The organism is Geobacillus sp. FSL K6-3411, assembly GCF_037965715.1.
GTDB lineage: Bacteria > Bacillota > Bacilli > Bacillales > Anoxybacillaceae > Geobacillus > Geobacillus thermodenitrificans.
In genome coordinates, this window is sequence record NZ_CP150187.1 from 3233285 (window position 1) to 3253563 (window position 20279).

17 protein-coding genes are annotated in these 20279 nt (G+C 47.9%); 6 read left to right on the plus strand and 11 right to left on the minus strand.

Features of this window, described 5'->3' with window-relative positions:
• Positions 1-10 precede the first annotated feature (10 nt).
• The 8 genes from fliS to NSQ22_RS16670 all read right to left on the minus strand — a co-directional run bounded on the left by fliS (position 11) and on the right by NSQ22_RS16670 (position 9766).
• Entirely contained in the window at positions 11-433 is a 423-nt protein-coding gene (gene fliS, locus NSQ22_RS16635; protein ID WP_035499376.1) for a flagellar export chaperone FliS, read from the minus strand.
• A 56-nt stretch (positions 434-489) separates the two neighbouring features.
• On the minus strand, positions 490-786 hold the full coding sequence (locus NSQ22_RS16640; RefSeq protein WP_008880354.1) for an EscU/YscU/HrcU family type III secretion system export apparatus switch protein: 297 nt from the start codon (positions 784-786) through the stop codon (positions 490-492).
• The gene (locus NSQ22_RS16645) at positions 783-3668 is read right to left on the minus strand and encodes a hypothetical protein (protein WP_339263889.1); all 2886 of its coding nucleotides are present in this window, start codon (positions 3666-3668) and stop codon (positions 783-785) included. Before NSQ22_RS16645 ends, NSQ22_RS16640 begins: the two co-directional genes overlap by 4 nt.
• 71 nt (positions 3669-3739) lie before the next feature.
• Entirely contained in the window at positions 3740-4432 is a 693-nt protein-coding gene (locus NSQ22_RS16650; RefSeq protein WP_008880356.1) for a ComF family protein, read from the minus strand.
• Positions 4429-5805, minus strand: coding sequence for a DEAD/DEAH box helicase (locus NSQ22_RS16655; RefSeq protein ID WP_035499366.1), 1377 nt, complete (start codon positions 5803-5805; stop codon positions 4429-4431). The genes NSQ22_RS16650 and NSQ22_RS16655 overlap by 4 nt, the downstream gene beginning before the upstream one ends.
• 771 nt (positions 5806-6576) lie before the next feature.
• Positions 6577-7422 (minus strand): DegV family protein, encoded by an 846-nt coding sequence (locus NSQ22_RS16660; RefSeq protein ID WP_008880358.1) that lies wholly within the window; start codon positions 7420-7422, stop codon positions 6577-6579.
• Positions 7423-7907: 485 nt separating this feature from the next.
• Positions 7908-8585 (minus strand): response regulator transcription factor, encoded by a 678-nt coding sequence (locus NSQ22_RS16665; protein WP_008880359.1) that lies wholly within the window; start codon positions 8583-8585, stop codon positions 7908-7910.
• Positions 8582-9766 carry a sensor histidine kinase gene (locus tag NSQ22_RS16670; RefSeq protein WP_008880360.1) on the minus strand — a complete coding sequence of 395 codons (1185 nt, stop codon included), beginning with the start codon at positions 9764-9766 and terminating at the stop codon, positions 8582-8584. The genes NSQ22_RS16665 and NSQ22_RS16670 overlap by 4 nt, the downstream gene beginning before the upstream one ends.
• 219 nt (positions 9767-9985) lie before the next feature.
• Between NSQ22_RS16670 and NSQ22_RS16675 the strand changes: the two genes are divergently transcribed.
• Positions 9986-10630, plus strand: coding sequence for a YigZ family protein (locus NSQ22_RS16675; RefSeq protein ID WP_011888220.1), 645 nt, complete (start codon positions 9986-9988; stop codon positions 10628-10630).
• 30 nt (positions 10631-10660) lie between these two features.
• Positions 10661-11668 carry an LCP family protein gene (locus NSQ22_RS16680; protein WP_171355362.1) on the plus strand — a complete coding sequence of 336 codons (1008 nt, stop codon included), beginning with the start codon at positions 10661-10663 and terminating at the stop codon, positions 11666-11668.
• A gap of 421 nt (positions 11669-12089) precedes the next feature.
• Here NSQ22_RS16680 and NSQ22_RS16685 read toward each other — a convergent pair whose 3' ends face one another.
• From NSQ22_RS16685 to secA2, 3 genes are all read right to left on the minus strand, one after another.
• A complete protein-coding gene (locus NSQ22_RS16685; protein WP_011888222.1) occupies positions 12090-13154 on the minus strand; it encodes an MraY family glycosyltransferase in 1065 nt (354 codons plus the stop codon).
• Positions 13155-13701: 547 nt separating this feature from the next.
• Entirely contained in the window at positions 13702-14577 is an 876-nt protein-coding gene (locus tag NSQ22_RS16690; RefSeq protein ID WP_011888223.1) for an accessory Sec system S-layer assembly protein, read from the minus strand.
• Positions 14578-14590: 13 nt separating this feature from the next.
• Positions 14591-16957, minus strand: coding sequence for an accessory Sec system translocase SecA2 (gene secA2, locus NSQ22_RS16695; protein WP_011888224.1), 2367 nt, complete (start codon positions 16955-16957; stop codon positions 14591-14593).
• A gap of 608 nt (positions 16958-17565) precedes the next feature.
• On the opposite strand from secA2, the gene NSQ22_RS16700 reads away from it, so the two are divergent.
• The 4 genes from NSQ22_RS16700 to NSQ22_RS16715 are packed head-to-tail and all read left to right on the plus strand — an operon-like array spanning position 17566 to position 20272.
• A complete protein-coding gene (locus tag NSQ22_RS16700; RefSeq protein ID WP_011888225.1) occupies positions 17566-18252 on the plus strand; it encodes a glycosyltransferase family 2 protein in 687 nt (228 codons plus the stop codon).
• 15 nt (positions 18253-18267) lie between these two features.
• Entirely contained in the window at positions 18268-18636 is a 369-nt protein-coding gene (locus tag NSQ22_RS16705) for a DUF2304 domain-containing protein (protein WP_029761369.1), read from the plus strand.
• A complete protein-coding gene (locus NSQ22_RS16710) occupies positions 18623-18991 on the plus strand; it encodes an EamA family transporter (protein ID WP_011888227.1) in 369 nt (122 codons plus the stop codon). The genes NSQ22_RS16705 and NSQ22_RS16710 overlap by 14 nt, the downstream gene beginning before the upstream one ends.
• Before the next feature lie 24 nt (positions 18992-19015).
• A complete protein-coding gene (locus NSQ22_RS16715; RefSeq protein ID WP_011888228.1) occupies positions 19016-20272 on the plus strand; it encodes a glycosyltransferase family 39 protein in 1257 nt (418 codons plus the stop codon).
• Positions 20273-20279 lie beyond the last annotated feature (7 nt).

Genomic DNA, 20279 nt, shown 5'->3' on the forward strand with positions numbered 1-20279 from the left:
CCTTTGTTTTTTATTTCTCATAGGTGATGAATTGTTCGTAAGCCGCGGCTTTTTGCTTATGCACTGGCTGCACCGATGAAATGCCGCTTTTTAGCGCTTCATTCCACGCTGTAGCAATCGTCGTCGTCAGCTGCAACACTTCTTGGACAGCTGTGACGTCTTTTTTCATATTGGCCTCAATGAGGCGCTCCGCCATATAGTTATAGAGTGCATCCAACTGATGGGCGATGATGCCAGCGTCATAGCGCAATCCCGCACCAAGCCGGCGAAGGATGTCGTTTCCTTTTTGGAGCTGTTTGTTCGCTTTCCAATGGTCTTTTTGTTTCATGGCCGTGATGGCCTCTTCCAAACATTCCATCAATCCTTCATATAACAACGCTGTCAGTTGTTGCGAATTTTTCTGATAAATCCATTCTTCGGTTAAAAAGTCCAACGCCATACACCCCCATTGGCCCTCTGTCATTTATATCGGTTGTCTATCACCAATGTTTAATGGTTTTTTTCAATTTCTTCAATCAAAATCAATATTTCGGCAATGACCGCGTACAGCTGCGGAGGGATGCGATCCCCGAGATCAAGCTGTAACAAATGTTGCACGAGCAGTGGGTCTTCTTGAATATGGACGTGATGTTGCTTAGCGAGCTCAATAATCTTTTGCGCTACATGTCCGCTTCCTTGAGCGACGACGGTCGGCGCCTGGCCGCTCGTTTCGTCATAGCGAATAACCGCCGCCGTCGGACCGTTCATTTGTTTTCGCTTTTTTTGGTTAAAATAGGCCGTCATCATATGGTCCAATCATACCCTCTTTCGGCAAATCGTCTATACGGACGAGCTGTTGGAACTGGTGAAGGTTGTTCGTCTTTCCGCTGAACCTCATTCGTCAGTTTCGTCACGTTTACCGCTGTAACCCGGTAGCCGATCTCTTCCAATCTCTCTTTCGCCATGTCGATGAATGGCTTCGCTTTTTCAGCAAAATCGTCACGATCGTTGCGAAGCGTAATCGATAAATTCCGTTCATTCGCATGAAGCAAAATGCCGAGATCCCCTAGCTTTCTCGTTTCTAGCAGAAAATACAACTGGCAGTTTTCCCAATCGATTTGTTCGCCATGTTGGCGGCCATTGACATAGACGTTGACGTTCTGAACTTCGTTTCGCCATAACAGTGGCAATGTGAAGAAAAAGCTTTGCCACCCCGCCGTGCCATCCCACTTGTTTAACAGCTGCTGTCCGGTCAAATTCGTTAACGCTTGCTCCGCTTGCCGCGCAACGGATTCATTTCCACTTTGCGCCAGCCACAAAAGCACTTCCTTCATATTTTGCGATGCCGATTCTTCTTGGTTCCCCTTAAATACGAGCCATTCAGCGGCTTCATACTCATGCGTCAAGCCTAGACGACGAATCGTATCAAACACGTGCCGCGCCGATGGACCATCCGCTGGCGGTTGCATGACTTGGTTCATTTGTTCCAGAAACACTTTGGATGAATCGGCTGTTGTGTCACCTTGCATCATCACAAAATGTTTCACCTTCGCCTCGGACGGTTTGAACACAAGATTCGCTAACATGTTCTTCACTTCATTCACGATGTTCCGTGCTCCAACTGAATCACCTTGGCGAAGCCGTTTTTTCGCCTCAGCGAGCGCGGAGCTGGCTTTCATCAACTGTTTTTCCGTCGCCATATCGGTAAACAGCATGATGTCGCTTTTTAAAATGGCGTTATCCAATTGTTTGATCGCCATTTCCAACATCGATGTAGCTTGTAAGCGGGTGGCGGGGCTTTTGTTTTCCGTCAACTGCGCTACCGTCTCTAACTGGCGCATTACATCGCGCTTCACGTTTTTGAAATCAAGCGCGGCTTGCGCCATTTTTTTCGTGACCGTTTGCACGAGAAACTGTTTCGATTCAAGCGACAAGGACGCTTGCCATGCCCCGTCAAATAGTCTGTCGACATCCAACGAGCGCTCAGTTGACGTGGATGGGATCGACGTTTCAATCTCATTTAACGTTTTCAATACTGTCTGCCGCGCGGCGAGCTCCCGTCCTTTTTCCATCAGCTTTCGCGCACTGGCAAGCGAATCAGCCCATGCTTGTTCCCAGTGAGGATGAGTGCGGAATGCTTCCGCGATATCCGTTCCAACGGCATCCAACGCTTTTTCCAAATGCGGCTCTTGTTGTAGCGATTTGATCGCTCGACGAATGGCTTCATGCAGTTGTTCGATCGGTTGCTCGATATTCGCCGCATCATCTACCGCTTCATTTGGGCTGTTCGCCAGAGAGGCGGCATGCCGCAATCCGCCTCCGATAGCGTCGATATCACCCGATTGCTCCAACAATGGAGCGGGGAAACGCCGTGAAGTTCCTTCCTGTCCTGCCCCCTCTGTCATCTCCAATGAAACCGATATATGGTCAACCGCTGTCATCTTGAATGGCGCTTTCGTCTCATTAACAGGAGACGGCGGTTGGAAAACCGACGATCGTCCATTAGCTGCTATCGACTCGATTTGATCCAGTTGACGGACAAGATGAGCCCTCGCCGCTGCATGTTGGCCAGATCGTTGCAACCACATTGTTTCTTTTAACACCGTTTCTATTTTTTGACGGATATCCCCTGGCAACTCGCTGTGTTCAGCGAGCAGCTTTTGAACCTGGGACAGCGTATTCGACAAATTTGGTGTACGAACAGCTTCCGTTCGGATGGCCTGAATTTGCTTCATTAACCCTGGCGACGGTCGGAAGACATCATTCACGGCTCGGACGGTCGTTTCCAAAGCGCGAACGGCTTGTTCCGCCTTCACCAATGCCTCATTTAACCGCATCCAAGCTTCGCTTTCCCGCTCTTGCCTCTGCAGTTGAACAACTTCATGCAACGCGCGATCCACTTGTTCCGCCACATTCCGATCTACATTCGGTGCGTGATCGACTTGTTGGCGGACATACTCCACTGCTTTCGATAAGTTCGGCTCACGGGTGACTTGTTCGCGTACTTGTCGGAGGAGGTCGGCTGCTCCGTTGATTGGTGCCTTTTCCGTCCGGCCTCCTTGACGCTCTAATCCAACGGTCAGGTTTTGCGTCGTCTCTTTCGCCGCTCCTTGTTCTTCTCGTTTGGTTAACGTAAAGGAAGGATCGAGGTTGTTAGCAATCTCGGCTAATTGTTCTCCTAACGGTTTTCCATGCAGTGCCTCATGAACAGCGACAAGGTGAGTACTCGTCAGTTCCAGTTTTTTATTGATGACAGCGCGAACAGTTTCTAACTTCTGCTCTACGGTGCCTGGAGCTTCGGTGAAAAACGTTTGTAAGATAGAAACTGTCTCTTTCGTGAGCGATTGTCCGTGTTTTTGCAGCCAAGCTCCGACTTGCCTCAGTTCCGTAGTTAATGGTTCATAGGCAGAAGAACGAGTCACTTGTTCATTTGCCTCTGGTTGCGGGCGGGAAACGATTCGCGCCACAGGCACCCTATCTTGTTCACCGACGATCTGGATCATCACACGCCCTTCGTGCGGCCACTTCCCTTCTGCCCGAACCCGCACATCCGTTCCTTTGAGATGGACGACCGCTTCGCTGCCTTTTTTCTCCTTGATCACCGCATCATACGTTTCACCTTTTTGCAGCACAACTGGCTGGTCAGATGCTATCATCGCTTGTTTCATAACAATGCTACGAATTTCCATATCCGTTCACTCTCCGCTCGATCGGTTGCTACTGTTTATATCGGCATCCAACAAGCGAATGTTTAGCCTGCTCACGCCCTCACTAGCGTCAGTGATCCCACTTCAGTCGCCCCAGCTTCACGTAAAACGCGGGCCGCGTGGCGAACGGTGATGCCGGTTGTGTAAATATCATCGATGAGGACGATTCGTTTCCCTGTGAGCGGTGGGCAGTCGGTGAGGAAAAATGGATTGTCCGTCTCCAGTCGCTCGCGGCGCGATTTTTTCGATTGTTTTTCGGAATGTTTGCGGGCAAGCCAAGGAAAGGACGGAAATGGAAGCAGGCGGGCGAGCGCTTCTGCTTGGTTGAAACCTCGTTCGTACAGACGCTCGGGGCTTAGCGGAATCGGCACGATGTGCCACTCGCGCCCGAACGATTGACGAAACGCGTGGACAAACGGGCGGCGAAACGCATCGACAATGGCGTAATCGCCACGAAATTTCCATAAGGTAACGACTTCTTTCATCCAGTCGTTGTATACGTACACAGAGCGATTTTTGACAAGCACCCCACCCCACTGCTCATCTTCTTGCCAGTGGAGACAGTCAGCACATGGAGAAGGCGACGCCTCGTCGAGCGGACGGCCGCACATCTCGCAAAGACGGCCGTCAATGAGCGCAAACGAACCGCGGCAACGCGGGCAAAGGACATCAACGTCTTCGAGAAAAAGAAGTTGGCGCCAGCTGGCGATCGGGTTGTACGAGGAATGGCAAAGAAGACAATTCATCGATGCAATAGCCCCCTTTTCTGCGCTGTATCGTTCATGCGGACAATGTGGCGGTGCGCCCGTACCATCTCGGTTGTTTTCCCATGGTGGAAAAAGCGGACGTCCCCATCGGGAAATGCGGCGCTTCTCCCGACGCGGCCCGCAATTTGGACGAGGGCGCTTTCCGTAAAAATTCGGTCTTCCGCGCCAAGGACGGCGACATCGATGTTGGGCACGGTCACACCTCGTTCAAGGATCGTCGTTGTGACCAACAGCGGTACGCTCCCATCGCGAAATGCCTGCACATATTCAGCGCGGGCGGGGGCTTCAGCGTGAACACCAACGATGCGAGCGTCCACCCGCTGCAACAGGCGAGTGACCGCTTCCAATTCATCGATGTGTGGGACGAACAAAAACGCTTGCTTTCTTTGTTCCAAACGACGAAGAACCCAAGCGAGGACGTTTTCGGGCAAACGGCCGCGCTCGAGCCGTTTGCGCCAGTTTCCGCACCATTCGAACGATGGGACAGGAAGTGGATGGCCGTGGTAGCGGGCGGGGATGACAGCGGCTTGCCGCTTGCCACGCTGAACGTCAAGTTGCCAAGCTCGGGATGGGGTGGCGGTTAAATAAATGAGGCTCGATTGTTCTTTCCGTGTCTGACTGACAGCATATTCCAGCATCGGTTCAACCGAATACGGAAATGCATCGACTTCATCGATGATCATGACATCAAACACACGATACGCACGCAACAGTTGGTGGGTAGTGGAAAGAACGAGCGGGGCGATCTGCCCGCGCTCCTCGCTTCCTCCGTACCAAACGGCGAGCGGAACGCGAGGAAACGCTTGGCGAAAGCGGGGAGCGAGCTCGCGGACGACATCAATTCTTGGCGTGGCGAGGCAGACACGCCAACCTTCCTTCAATGCGGCGGCGATGGCGGGAAACAAAATCTCCGTTTTTCCCGCCCCGCATACAGCCCAAACAAGCAGCTCCCTCCTGTTGAGAACTGCCTGTTTGACCTCCATAGCCGCCTCCTCCTGAGCGGCGGATAGCGTTCCGTTCCAAGCGAGCGGCGCTGCATATCGTTCTGACGGAAGCGACATCGTCACATGTACCAAGCGGGTGCAAGAACTGATGCGACCCATCATCAAACATTTGCGACAATAACAACAATTCGTCCCACAGCGAGCGCACGGAAATGAAGCGAACCATGACCGTTCATCATTTCCACAGCGCACACAGCGCCAACCACGGGGTGTTTTGATCAAACCTGACTGTTCATGAAGCGAACCAACACGCAAGGCGGTCTCAATATCGGCATGGGAAAATGGGAGTTGTTCTCGCGGAATCCGCTGACCGTATAGCGATGCTATAAGCGGTGAAGAAACAGACAATCATGATCCCCCCTTTTTCATTCGACATATGGGTAGTATTCTTGCAGCAATTAGCTTTTTTCGACAAAATTCCCGGGGAAATATTGACAATGTTTTTAAGGAATGAAAACGGCTCGACAAATTGTGTCATCCAAAGTGAAGAAACATGCGGATCACGATGGAGAGCTTGCTACACACTCCTAGAAAGTCAGTGGCTTCATAAGTCACGGTGTTTGTATAGGAGATGTTTGAAATGAAAAAAACATAACACACGGCTTTCTTCGAGTTTGCGTTCTTGAAACAAACAGGCGGTTTTCGTCAGTATTCTAGAGGAACAGTGATTGATTAGAATCAAGAAATTTCTTGAATGGAAAACGGCCACAAACTTTAACCTTTGCTTCCGTCCAAACCGCTGCTCGATGGGAACATGAAGGTTTTTCACTAGCCCTCGAAAAAGGATTTCATCCGACATGCGGCACAAAAAACATTTTCCAATAAGAACATCTTGATCGCTGGAACGTTCAGCCATCGTCGATGATAGACAGAGCGATTTTCGTCGCTCTTCTAAATGGGGAAACTTCGATCATTAGAAGAAAAGAGAAGCTGGGGTGGTGGGTTTTCAATTTGAGAAGCACTGCTATAACCATTCATCCCTCTCTAAAGTCCGTAAAAACAGCAATGCTTCACTAAAGCACAAGGCGGTGCGAGGTGGAACCATCACTGAACAGCACCGCCTTGCCTTTGACATTGACTAACAAATGCTTGCAGCCGAATTCCGCTAGCCTGTGACCTTTACGGTTGGTACCACGTCAGCCCGAGTGCCCCTTCGCCAACATGGGTGGCGATGACGGGGCCGAAATAGCTGATGAAAAACTCGACGTGCGGATAACGAGCGGACAGTTCATCGCGCCAGCGACCCGCTTCATCCAGCTGATTGGCGTGGATGACGGCGGCTTTCAGCGGTACGCCTTTTTCCGCGTCTTCGGCGAACAGTTCTTCGATGCGTTTCACCGCTTTTTTGCGTGTGCGGATTTTTTCAAACGGCACGATCACTTTGTTTTCAAAGCGAAGGAGTGGCTTGATTTGCAACAGGCCGCCGATGAACGCCTGCGCTCCAGTCAGCCGCCCACCCCGCTGTAAGTGAGCTAAGTCATCGACCATAAAATAGGCGCGCAACGTTTGCTTGATTTCGTCTAAGCGGGCGATGATCTCCTCTGGGGTGCGACCTGCTTGCGCCATTTCCGCTGCTTCCATGGCATAAAACCCTTGCGCCATGCAGCTGATTTCCGAATCGTACGCCAAAACGCGCAAGCCGTCGACCATCGTCCCCGCCGTAACCGCCCCTTGATACGTGCCGCTAATGCCGCTTGATAAGTGAATGCTGATGACAGCATCATATCCTTCCTCGCGAAGGGCAGTGAACAAGTCGACAAACTCGCCGACTGCTGGTTGGGACGTCGTCGGCAAGGTCGGGTGTTGCTTCATTTTCGCGAAAAATTCATCTGCAGTCATGTCAATTTCTTCGCGATACGTTTCCTCCCCAAAGATGACGCTGAGCGGAATTAAGCGAATACCGAGCCTCTCGCGCACCTCTTTTGGGAGATAAGCCGTACTATCCGTGACAATTGCCGTTTTCACTGACGCCATCCTTCCTGATTCAATGTTTGCCTCCATTATACCAAAAACGGTGGGCCGCCCACCACTAACAAGCGAAATGTATAACATCACGACAGAATGGGCATCATAAGGCTGACGTCCGCGAATCACTCAAAGTGTGGTGATTGAAGCAAACACAAAGCGCCAAAAGGCGCTTCTCTAATAGATAAACGTTTCAGCTCTCCAAAACCATTAGAAGAAACCACAATTTTCACGGCGTTCTAGAAGGTTAGCGACAAACAGCGATGTTTTCCGAATTAGGCGCTCTCGTGCAAAGAGAAACTTATAAAATTTCTCCAATGGAGAATTCTCATGATGAATCAGCATTGTCCGCTACATCGTCACCCTTCTAGATGCTTGTCGAGCCCGTGAGCGGATGAAAGATGAACCATCGCCGCAGCGGATGCTAGCCACTATTGACGTCAAAGCAGTTTCGCCTGTCATCCAGTAAGGGGGAAGACCTACGATCAGCGCACTTCGACCCAACCGTTTTTGATCGCCACGACGACCGCTTGTGTTCGGTCATTGACGTTCAATTTTTGTAAGATGCTGCTGACATGGTTTTTCACCGTTTTCTCGCTAATGTAAAGCGTTTCACCAATCGCGCGGTTGCTTTTACCGTCCGCCAACAGCTGAAGTACTTCACATTCACGCCGTGTCAATAAATGAAGCGGACGGCGCACTTCTTGTTGGACCATTACATTGCTATTTGTTTCCGTTGTCAGACGGCGGTATTCACGGATCAAATTGTGCGTCACTTTCGGATGCAAGTATGAGCCGCCTTCAGCGACAATTCTCACTGCTTCAATGAGCGTGTCGGCATCCATTTCTTTAAGCAAATACCCGGTTGCCCCCGTTTGCAAGGCGCGCATGACATAGTTTTCATCATCATGGATCGATAAGACGACAACTTTCGTATCAGGATACGTCTCAATCAGCTGTTTTGTCGCCTCGACCCCGTTCGTGTCTGGCATGTTAATATCCATCAACACCAAATCTGGGCGATGCTCTTCAACGATCGAAAGAGCTTCGCGTCCATCGCTTCCTTCGGCCACGACTTCAAAATCACCATCAAACTCTAAAATACGTTTGATACCTTCACGGAACAGTTGGTGGTCATCAATAATGGCAATGCGTGTTGTCATGATTTCCTCTCCTCCTTGTTTGCTGTTTCTAGGACTGAACGGTCAATCGGGACACGGATGAACACAATGGTACCGCCGCCGATTGTTGAGCGGATCGTCAACGTGCCACCAAGCAGCTCGACCCGCTCCCGCATCCCGATCAAACCGAATGCATTTTCTTTTTTGACAGATGGGTCGAACCCTTTGCCATTGTCTTTCACACTGACAAGCAACTCACGGCATGTCACTTCCATTTTGACATCAATTTGACTCGCTTCAGCGTGTTTTAGGGCGTTTTGCACTGACTCTTGGACAAGCCGAAATACCGCCACCTCCATCCGAGACGGCAATCGAGTCTCCTCACCCATATGTACAAAGGAAATATGGACTCCCTTATTATATTCTTCGGTCGTTTGTAGGTATTTTTTAAGTGTTGGAACTAATCCTAAATCATCAAGCGCCATCGGCCGTAAGTCATAAATAATGCGTCGCACCTCGGATAAGGCGGAGCGTACCATTTTGCGAAAATCGCGAATTTCGGCAATCGCTGCTTCAGTCCCTCGGTCTTTCATCACTTTTTCAACGAGATCCGACCGAAGGAGCACATGGGCAAGGAGCTGCGCTGGACCGTCATGGATTTCCCGCGACAACCGACGCCGTTCTTCTTCTTGTGCTTCAATGATTTTGAGACCGAATTCTTGTTTTTGTTTCGCCCCTTCAATGATCTCGCTTACTTGGCGGAAATCGCTGTTTAAATAGTTGAGCACAACCGTAATTTGACCGACCAAATGATCGGAGCGCTCGATGATTTGTATCAGGCTGGCCAGCCGCCGCTCAAGCTCATCGCGGCGCAGGCGCAGCTGCTTCTCCTGCTCGCGCACCATCGCCAGCTTCATGTGCATCTCATGTGCAACTTCATACGCCTCGCGAATATCTTGTTCCGAGTGGGACGAAAAGTGTTGGCTCACTTCCGACAAGCGGCGGCGCGCCTGACGCGCTTTGACTTCAAGCTGATCGACCTCTTCGATCACCCTTACAGTCAACCACTTCACTTCCTCCAACTCGCGCAACAAACAGTCTTGCTCTTGGCGTGACTGCTCGCCGATACGGAAAATTTCGTCTTTGCTATGTTGAACAGTGTCGATCATTTTTTCGACAATTTTATCTAAATACTTCTCATCCCAACGTTTTTCCCCTGCCATCTGCCAACCTCCAGCAGCGCTGCCAAGCAGTATGCATGGGCGCCAACAAAATTTATTTGAAGGAAAAAAGTTGTCGATTTATAATAGTAAAAGCATGTCCTATCCATCATTTTTTATTTTTAGTTTATCATAGTTAGGGCAAAGTGTTAGCTATTTATGCAAAAAAAATTAAACAAAAGTAAACGATTTCCATGTTTTTTATAATCGAGGTGTGTTGTTTTGTTACAAAAATATTACACCGTCAAAGGATATGGTGAGCAGGAAATTGTGATCGAAAAATCACGGTTTATTTGCTACATCAACCGCGCTGAGACGGAAGAGGAAGCTGTCGCTTTCATTCAACAAATCAAAAAGAAACATTGGGATGCGACGCACAACTGCTCAGCCTATTTGATCGGCGAGCATGATCAAATCCAAAAGGCAAACGATGACGGCGAACCGAGCGGCACCGCGGGCGTGCCGATGCTTGAAGTGCTGAAAAAAAAGGGGTTGAAAGACACCGTCGCGGTCGTCACCCGCTACTTCGGCGGCATTAAACTCGGTGCGGGCGGATTGGTGCGCGCTTATGGACGTGCTGTCACCGAAGGGCTGAATGCTGCAGGCATCGTCGAGCGCCGTCTCATGCGCATCATGCACGTGACAATTGACTACACATGGATTGGAAAAGTCGAAAATGAATTACGCTCTTCCGTATATACTATAAAAGACATCCATTATGCCGACCGGGTCACATTTGACGTTCTCGTCCCTGAGGACGGTCAGCTTCCATTCGCTGAATGGATGACCGAATTGACAAACGGAAGAGCAGAGATTCGAGTTGGGGAAATGGAGTACGTTGAAATGGATCTTCCTTCTGACAAGTAAGAACGAAAACGAGTGAAAAGGAGCTTTTCCATGATGACCGACAAACGAAAACTTCATCGAAAGAAAATGAAGAGAAAAAAGCGGAGACGGCGCCTCATGTTCGGGTGTTTATTGCTGTTTCTAGTATTGGCCGCCAGCGGCCTCGGCTATGCTTCCTTTTTAATGCATAAAATGAAAACAGCCATGAATGAAGCATACGAGGAGATTGGCGCAAAGAAAAATACAGGCGACCATCTTGACCCGAAAAAGGATAGCTTCACCGTTTTGTTTATTGGCATTGATGATAGCAAAACGCGCAACTTCAAGAGCGATACGCGTTCTGACGCTTTAATTTTAGCCGCTTTTAATGCTGACACGCAATTAGTGAAAATGGTGAGCATTCCGCGCGATTCGTACGTATATATTCCTTGTGAAGATAAGTACGATAAAATTACTCACGCTCATGCTTACGGAGGGACAAAATGCACAATTGAATCCATCGAGCGTTTATTTGACATCCCGATTGATTATTACGTCAAGATGAACTTTTACGCCTTTATCGATGTTGTCGATGCGCTAGGCGGCATTGAAGTGGAAGTACCATATAACATTCGGGAAAAAGATGCCGAAGACAATCGGAACGCCATTGTCCTCAAAAAAGGATACCAACATTTAAACGGCGAGGAAGCGTTAGCATTGGCGAGAACCCGCAAAAAAGATAACGATATTGAACGAGGCAAGCGGCAGCAGCAAATTTTGCAGGCCATCTTGAAAAAAGCGAGCCATGCCGGTTCCATTTCGAAATATGATGATGTTATTGAAGCGATCGGAAGCAATATGAAAACAAACTTTACCTTCGATGACATCAAAGCATTAATTTACTATGTATCAACCGGCAACCCACTCCAAACCGAATCACTTGTCTTACAGGGAACCGATGACAATGAAGGGGTTTACTACTATCGACTGGACGAGGAATCAGTACAACAAATATCCGATGCCCTTCGCTCCCAGTTGCATGCATCAGCCGGAACACAACTAGAGAAAGAGAGGAATTAAAAAACACAGAAGGTGTCCCGAAAGTAGCGGGACACCTATTCCATTACCGTCCACCCTTTAGAGGGAACCATCGAACAACATCAGCTTCTCCCCACTTAACGGCTCTCGAATGCGACGAAGGGTAAGATTCATCCCCCTTCAATTTAGCAAATATACCCATATAGTTGGATTTACCATTAAATCACCATTTTTTTGAGAAGCGGTGAAAACACCGAAGACCTTCTCCATCCATCATGGTTAAGTTGAATGCCCCCTCATCTGCACTCACGCCGAGAAATGGGGGATCTTCTCGGTTCAAGATAATAAACAAAGCAGCGGCATTCATTAAGATTCTCTATGTTAGGAAAGGACTATAGCTAAGTCGATTTTCGGCTTCCCCGTGTGCATAAAAATAGCTGTCCCGCCTCTCGGGACAGCTTGTTTATTTCATCTTTCCGTTCACATAACGAATACCTTGGACAATTCGTAAAATCGGTCGATAATTATGACCAACTAAGCCAATTTTTTCTGCCATTACCTCCAGCGCCAGCACCACGACTGTCAAAATAATGAGTGATACCCAAGCGGCAGCTTTGGATAAAATGACAGCGATCAACCCAAATAAGGCACTCACGCCGTAGATAATGAGCACGGTTTGGCGGTGACTGTATCCGAGTCGAAGCAGGCAATGGTGCAAATGCGATTTGTCCGGCGCGGATAGCGGCTGCCGCTTTACCAAGCGACGAATGATCGCGAAAAACGTGTCAGAAATCGGCACTCCTAAAATGATTACCGGGATAATGAAGGAAATGGCCGTTACGTTTTTAAACCCTAACAACGACAGCACGGAGATCATATACCCTAAGAAGAGTGCCCCCGTATCACCCATAAAAATTTTGGCTGGGTGGAAATTATAAACTAAAAACCCTAAGATGCTGCCAATTAGAATGATGCTCATACCAGCGACAAACAAATCACCTTTTAAAAATGCCATCCAAGAAATTGTAATCAATGCGATGGCAGAGACACCAGCTGCTAAGCCATCCAAGCCGTCGATTAAGTTGATGGCGTTCGTAATGCCGACGATCCAAAGGATCGTGAGCGGAATGCTGAACACACCAAAATGCAACTGCGAACCAAACGGCAAGTTAATGTACTCGACTTGAATTCCACCAAACACGACCACGACAAACGCGGCTAACAGCTGGCCGGCCAGCTTGACTTTCGGGGAGAGTTCGATTAAATCGTCAAGCATACCGGTAATAATAATGATAGCACTCCCTAACAAAATGTGCATTTCCACAGCGTTGTCTGGATCCAAAACCAGCACACCGACCATAAAGGCAATATATATGGCTAATCCGCCCAAACGCGGCATAATTTTTTGATGCACTTTCCGTTGATTTGGCCGATCAGTGGCGCCGACAATAAACGCCAATTTTTTGACCAGCGGTGTAATGGTCACGGAGGCTAAGAAGCAAAGCAATAAGGTCAAAAAGTAACCCATAAAAAATCCTCCTTAATCTTTATCATAACCATTCATTTCATTTTCTTGTCCATCGATTTTTTCATTGTTTGCCAATATGTTGGGCTACCGACAACAAATCATTTGCATAAAAACGGCGAACAAAGAAAATACTATAAAAAATAGAGTCGTACCATTGAGGATTATATCATAGACAACAAAACTATTAAATATTTAATTTTCAATAGTTGAACGACTTTGCCTTTATAATCATTCGCAAAAACGTATGAAAAGCGGGGCGTTAATTTACATTTTTTAGTATGAAATGAATGGATATAGAGGATAATTCATGCATTTTGTATAATATTTTTACATTTTAGCTTGTCTGCTACGCCGGTTATGGTACAATAAATAATGAGGACCGTCCTCCGTTTTGCATGAGTATAACCGAAGGAGCGATGGGCGGGTTGAGGCCGGGGAAGGTATCTGCTTGCTGATGCGGGTATCTTCCTTTTTCCAATAAAAAGAACGTTCTGTTGCCTGACAGAACGTTCTTTTTGTTACATCTATATAGCTGATGAGTGGCAAATCACGATTGGATGACGCTGAGTTTCCAACGGCTGAAATCCGGCTCTGCTTTTTGAACAAGCGATGGAGGAAAAATGAATGTCCACGGTTTGCTCGTGTTTGCTTTGATCTCTAGGCGATCCAATTTAAAGCCTCCCCGAGCAACGATGTCTCCTGTTGCATCTTCCACTTGAAGCGGCAGCTGCTCAAGATAAATCGTTTTGTCACTGCCGTTACGAATCAGTACGGTCACACGCAACTCCCCATCGTTCATCGCAGCTTGGAGGCCAAAAACGTTCACTTCGCCACTTTTGGGCGCTCCTAACTCTTCGACAATGCGCCGCAGCTTCTCCTTTTCTTCTTCTGGCAGCGTTTCTTCCCAACTCTTCTCCAACTCAAGCCGATGTTTCGGCTTCAGTTCAAACGCTAACTTCCAACCTTCACTCGGGATCTCATCCGTCCGCAACGTCTCATAGCCGAATATAAAGCGCCACGGACGGCTCGTTTTGGGTGGAAGGTTCCCGAGTTCCTCCAAATCAAACTCTTTTCGAGCCAAAATGCCCCCGTCTTCCCGAAGCAATAATAAAGGAACACGGCCGATTTGAATCGATTTCGGCAAGCTATGGCGCACAAACGCCGATACGACTACTCCATCCACGTCTTTTGACAAACTGATGCCCGACAACGAAATTTGATTGGGCTTTAATGGTGGCAGTTCATTGTTTAAAAAACGAAGCACGTATTGCTCTTCGAGCGGCACGTTCCAAGATGGATGAAGTGACAACTCAGGGTGTACGTCTTCCGTGTTCGTTACTTCCCCTGCTTCTCCCATGATTTCCTGAGCCGCTACGGCTGTATCGCCGCCGCTTTTTTTCTTTTTCTTAAAAAATGGAAACAAAAAACATTCCCCCTTATGATTGGCCTTCTTCCTGTTCTAACGATTGAAGCAATCGCGCCGTATGAACACTGATCTCTTTTTCGATCACTTCATACATTGCTTTAAACATCTCAAATCCTTCTTTTTGATATAAACGAATAGGGTCTTCTTGTTGATAATGGCGCAACCCAATTCCCTCTTTTAACAGTGCCATCTGATCTAAATGGCGCATCCAATAATCATCAATGACGGTCAACATGACACTTTTCAATAACGTTTGCAGCTGGGTGTGTGCTTTTTTCTTCTCGAGCAGCGCTACGTATGACTCGACCGCTTCTGCCACTTTTCGTTTTACATCCTCCAAATCGGCCGGTGGTTGATCAAATGTGATCGGCGTTCGGTATACGATCCGGTTCAACTCTTCCGTCATACGTCTGACATCCCATTCCTCAGGGATTTGTTCCGACAATGCGTATGCATCCACAATACGGTCACAGGCCGAGCGGATCATTGGAACGACAAGCGCCACGCGATCATTTTCCTCAAGCACCCGATCACGGATTTGATAAATGACGTTGCGCTGTTCGTTCATGACATCATCGAGCTTTAAGTTATACTCTCTAACGGAAAAGTTCATCCCTTCCACGATTCGCTGCACTTTATCGACGAACTCATGGATGTCATTGTTTAAAATGCATCCTGTTTCATCGGTTTTCAGCTTCGCCTTTAACTTTTCCGTTTCCTCTGCCGCAAAGCGCCGGAACATGTCATCCTCAAGAGAAATGAAAAACTGGCTTGACCCAGGGTCCCCTTGGCGACCGGCCCGCCCTTTCAACTGATTGTCAATCCGTCGGCTTTCATGGCGCTCCGTGCCAAGGACATGGAGCCCGCCAAGCTCATTGACTCCTTCACCAAGCAAAATATCGGTCCCGCGGCCAGCAATGTTCGTCGCAATCGTCACCCTCCCCCGTTGCCCGGCTCTGGCGATCACTTCCGCTTCTTGTTCGACCGTCTTCGCATTAAGTAATTCGTATGGGACTTGTTCCTGATCTAAATACTTTGCCACTTCTTCCGACTGCAAAATCGACGTTGTCCCGATTAACACCGGTTGCCCGCTCTCATGGCGGCGCTTCACTTCTTTTGCGACAGCAACGTATTTATCGTGGCGCGTCATGTACACCCGGTCAGGCAAATCGACACGGATTTTTGGTCTGTTGGTCGGGATCGGAATGACATCGATCCCATAAATGCGTTGGAATTCTTTTTCTTCTGTTTTCGCTGTTCCTGTCATTCCGGATAAAATCGGGTACATACGGAAATAATTTTGAATGGTAATGGAAGCGTATGTTTTGTTCTCTTCCGTAATTTCAAGTCCCTCTTTTGCCTCAATCGCTTGATGAAGACCGTCGCTTAATGAGCGACCTTCCATTACACGCCCGGTAAATGCGTCAACGAGCAACACTTTTCCGTCGCGGATAATGTAATCCACATCACGTTGAAATAAAACGTGCGCCCGCAACGCTTGAATGACGTAGTGATATAAAACTTGGTGCTCCGCATCGTACAAGTTGTCAATGCCAAACGCCTTTTCTACTTTCTCAATGCCTTCATCTGTCAAGTTAACCGTTTTTGTCTCCCCGTCATATATGTAGTCGACCTCCCGCTCAAACCGCTTGACTAATCTCGCCGCGATATAATGAAGCTCAGTACTTGAACGAGTTTTGCCAGCAATAATGAGCGGTGTTTTTGCCTCATCAATTAACACGCTGTCAATTTCGTCGATGATCGCATAATGGTATGGCCGTTGCACTTTGTCCGAGGCATCGTACACCATATGATCGCGCAAATAGTCAAAACCAAACTCCGTGCCGATGCCGTATGTAATGTCGGCTTGATACGCTTGCTTTTTTTCCTGCGGTGACATTAGCGGCAAGTTGAGCCCGACTGTCAGGCCGAGAAATTCATGAATCTGGCCGATTAAATTCCGGTCGCGCTTAGCCAAATAGTCGTTAGCCGTAATAACGTGTACCCCTTTTCCTTCTAGCGCCCGCAAATAGCTTGGGAGGGAAGCAACAAGCGTTTTCCCTTCACCTGTTGCCATTTCCGCAATGTTTCCTTCGGCCAAAACGAGGCCACCGATCAACTGGACGTCAAAATGGCGCATTCCAAGCACCCGTTTCGCTACCTCACGAACAACCGCGAACGCTTCCACTTGAATATCATTCACTGACTTACCGGAAGCAAGTTGTTCTTTGAACTCATCTGTCTTTCTACGCAATTCGGCATCGGTCAGTTTTTCCATTTGTGGTTCCATACGGTTAATTTGTTCAACCACTCGCATATATTTTTTTAACTGCCGTTCATTTGTATACCCAATCGCTCTTTTCAAGAGTGAAAGCATCCGTATTTCGCTCCTCTATAACGAATTCTTATCTATTATACCAAATTTATAATCTATACGAAATGAACTACCAATATGTTAGTTTTTGGTTATCCATCCAACTTTATGGGCTCTTTGTGAAACCATAAAGAAAAAAGTAGATGTCAAGTTGCACCCACAACACCACTGTTATCCTATAAATGAATAAATTACTTGTAGACATAGTTTGTCGAAAGATATACAATGACATCGATAGGGTTTAGGTTGATAAGCCAGTCTCTCTTAAAGAGGGCTGGCGCTTTTTTTTGCTAAAAAGCCGGGTGCAAAACCCGGCTTTTCATTCGTCTCCTCTGCCTTTCTAAATCTATCCCCCTCAGAGTATAATCCGTCGTTGGCCAAAACCACTCCCATTGTAATCAAAAAATCGGGGAAATCGATAGATACGCTCAGTATAATTACGAGCCATTTCTTTCATCCAGTTTTTTATATACCACGGTAAAAAGCATAGTTTCCCTATGCTTTGATCATACTACCGTATCTCTAGGACACATGACACCCTCCTATGAACATGATATAATAATTAGTTAGTTGAACGGGGTTATCTATATTCAAGAAAAGGAGGTAAAATATTGAAAATATTAGTGATCATCCCGGCATATAACGAGGAAGCCACCATCCAAAATACGGTGCTCAACTTGCAGCGCATATGTCCGTACGATTATATCGTCATTAACGATGGTTCGACGGATCGAACGGGCGATATTCTCGACCAGTCCGGGTTTCATCACCTTGATTTGCCTGTTAATTTAGGCATCGGTGGAGCAATGCAAACTGGGTATCGCTATGCGCTCGAACACGGTTATGACTACGCCATTCAGCTTGATGCCGACGGCCAACACGATCCGAACGATTTAGAAACGCTTGTTAGGGAAATGATCACATCTGGCTATGACATGGTCATTGGTTCACGCTTTGTCGAAAAAACAAATTATAAAGGAAGCCGATGTCGCCGCCTTGGTATTCTTTACTTCTGTTACTTGCTTTACCTCGCGTGCGGCGTGAAAATTACCGATCCGACATCAGGCTATCGCATTGTCAATCGCCGTGTCATTCGTGAGTTTGCCCGCGAGTATCCGATTGATTATCCCGAAGTGGAAGTCATCGCCCGCCTTGCCAAAAAAGGATATAAAATTAAAGAAGTGAAAGTGGAAATGAATGCGCGCCAAGGGGGACGGTCATCGATTACCCCATTTAAATCGCTGTACTATATGACGAAAGTCACTTTCACCTCATTAATTCGTGCGATCTTTTCGTAAAAGAGGTGAAAGATCATGAGTAGCGTTCAATGGATTACAGTAGCATTGGCTTTTTTATTCTTAATTCAAGTCATTTCCTATTCGGTTCGCAACCAATTGCGGGACAGGCAGGCATTTCTTTGGTTTTCTTTATCCATCATCGGGCTGTTGGCCGCTTTTGGCCTAGAGCCGCTCAACCGTTTCGCAGCAGTGCTTGGCATTTCCTACATGCCGGCGCTCGTTTTTGCCATCGCCTTTTTAGTCGTTTTGAACGTCTTGATGTACCAATCGATTGTCCTTTCCCAACATGAGGAAAAAATCAAGACGCTCATTCAAGAAATCGCCTTAATTAAACATGAACAGAAAATGAGCGAACGTGAGGAAGAGAAGGATGAACGTCAGTAATTGGCTATGGATCGGACTCAACACTGTTCTTCTTGTCACCGGTCAGTTTTTATGGAAATACGGCATGACACGGCAGAAGTTCGAGCTAGACGTTATATCCGTCATTAAGCTGTTACTCTCGCCGTGGATTTTGCTTGGATTGGTCGTATACGGGGCGGCAACCATCCTCTGGCTGTTCATTTTGTCGCGTGTCCCGCTTAGTGTCGCCTATCCGCTGCAAAGCTTCGCCTACGTACTGGCGGTATTTGGCGCCTATGCGTTCTTTCACGAGCCGCTTTCTGTCCCGAAAATCATTGGCGTGATCCTTATTATGCTTGGGGTCTCATTTATCGGTTTTTCCGCCAATGGCTCGTAACGCTCAAATGAAGGAGTGACAACCATGTCATTTCGCTTTCAACCGAAAATCGCCATTTGGCTCGTGGTACTTCTTGCTTTCGCTTTGCGCCTTCTCGCTTTATGGACGTACGGGCTGCATTTGACGCTCAACAGCGACGATATGGGATACGTCCGCAGCGCGAAACAGCTGCTTGAGACGGGCATGCTCACCTATCATCGTCCCGATGAGCCGACCGTCCACATTATGCCAGGCATGCCGCTGTTGCTGGCGGCGTTGTTTTCCGTATTCGGTTCAGGAGATGTCGGCCTTTATGCCGCGAAACTCGTCATGATCGCCTTTGGCACCGGAAACGTCTATTTGATTTATTTGCTCGGGAACGACCTCGGCCGTCCGTGGGCGGGCGTGATCGCTGCCCTCGGCACAGCACTGTTTATCCCTTTGATCGAAACCGACAATTTAACACTAACCGAGGCACCGTTTTTGTTCGGTTTCCTGTTGTTCATCCGTTTCGCCATTCGCCTTGGCCGCCATCGGCACATGGCCGATTTTTATAAGCTGATGGCCGCCTATTTGTTTTGCCTGTTTTTCCGGCCGACGATCGCCCTCGTTCCGTTCGCGTTGCTTGGGTATTTTTTACTGATTCGCTACCCGTTTCGGCTGGCAATCAAGCAAGTAGCCATAGCGGTCGTGCTCGTCGTTCTCGCGTTGAGTCCATGGTGGGTGCGAAACTACATGCATTACGGGGAGTTCATCCCGCTGACCGGCAGCTCCGGTGACCCGCTCTTGCTTGGCACGTATCAAGGGTACGGCTACCGTTATGGCCCATCGTATAAAGAGATCGTCAACACGATCGAAACACAACATCCTAACATAAACCATTATGAAAAAGAAAAACTAAAAAAAGCGATCGCCATCGAGCGAATGAAAACATGGTATCGCACCAACCCGAAACAATGGTGGGAGAGCTATACGATCAAAAAAACAAAAACACAATGGGAACAGTCATTCTATTGGATCGAAATTTTCGGCGTTTCGAAGCAAAAAATGACCTCCTGGCATCAGCGCATCGTCTGCTTGGCGTTCGCCTCCGCTTTGCTCGCCATGTTTACCTTGAAACGGCAGCGGCGCGAGCTGTTGTTTTTCCTTTTGCTCATCGCTTACTTTACGGCATTAAACAATGTCTTTTTCGCCTACCCGAGATACAATCTCCCATTAATGCCGATTTTGTTTTTATTGATTGGGCTGTTTCTCTCCTCAATCGCATGGCGTCCAAGCCGCAAAAAAGCCGCTTCTCCGTGAAAACGGA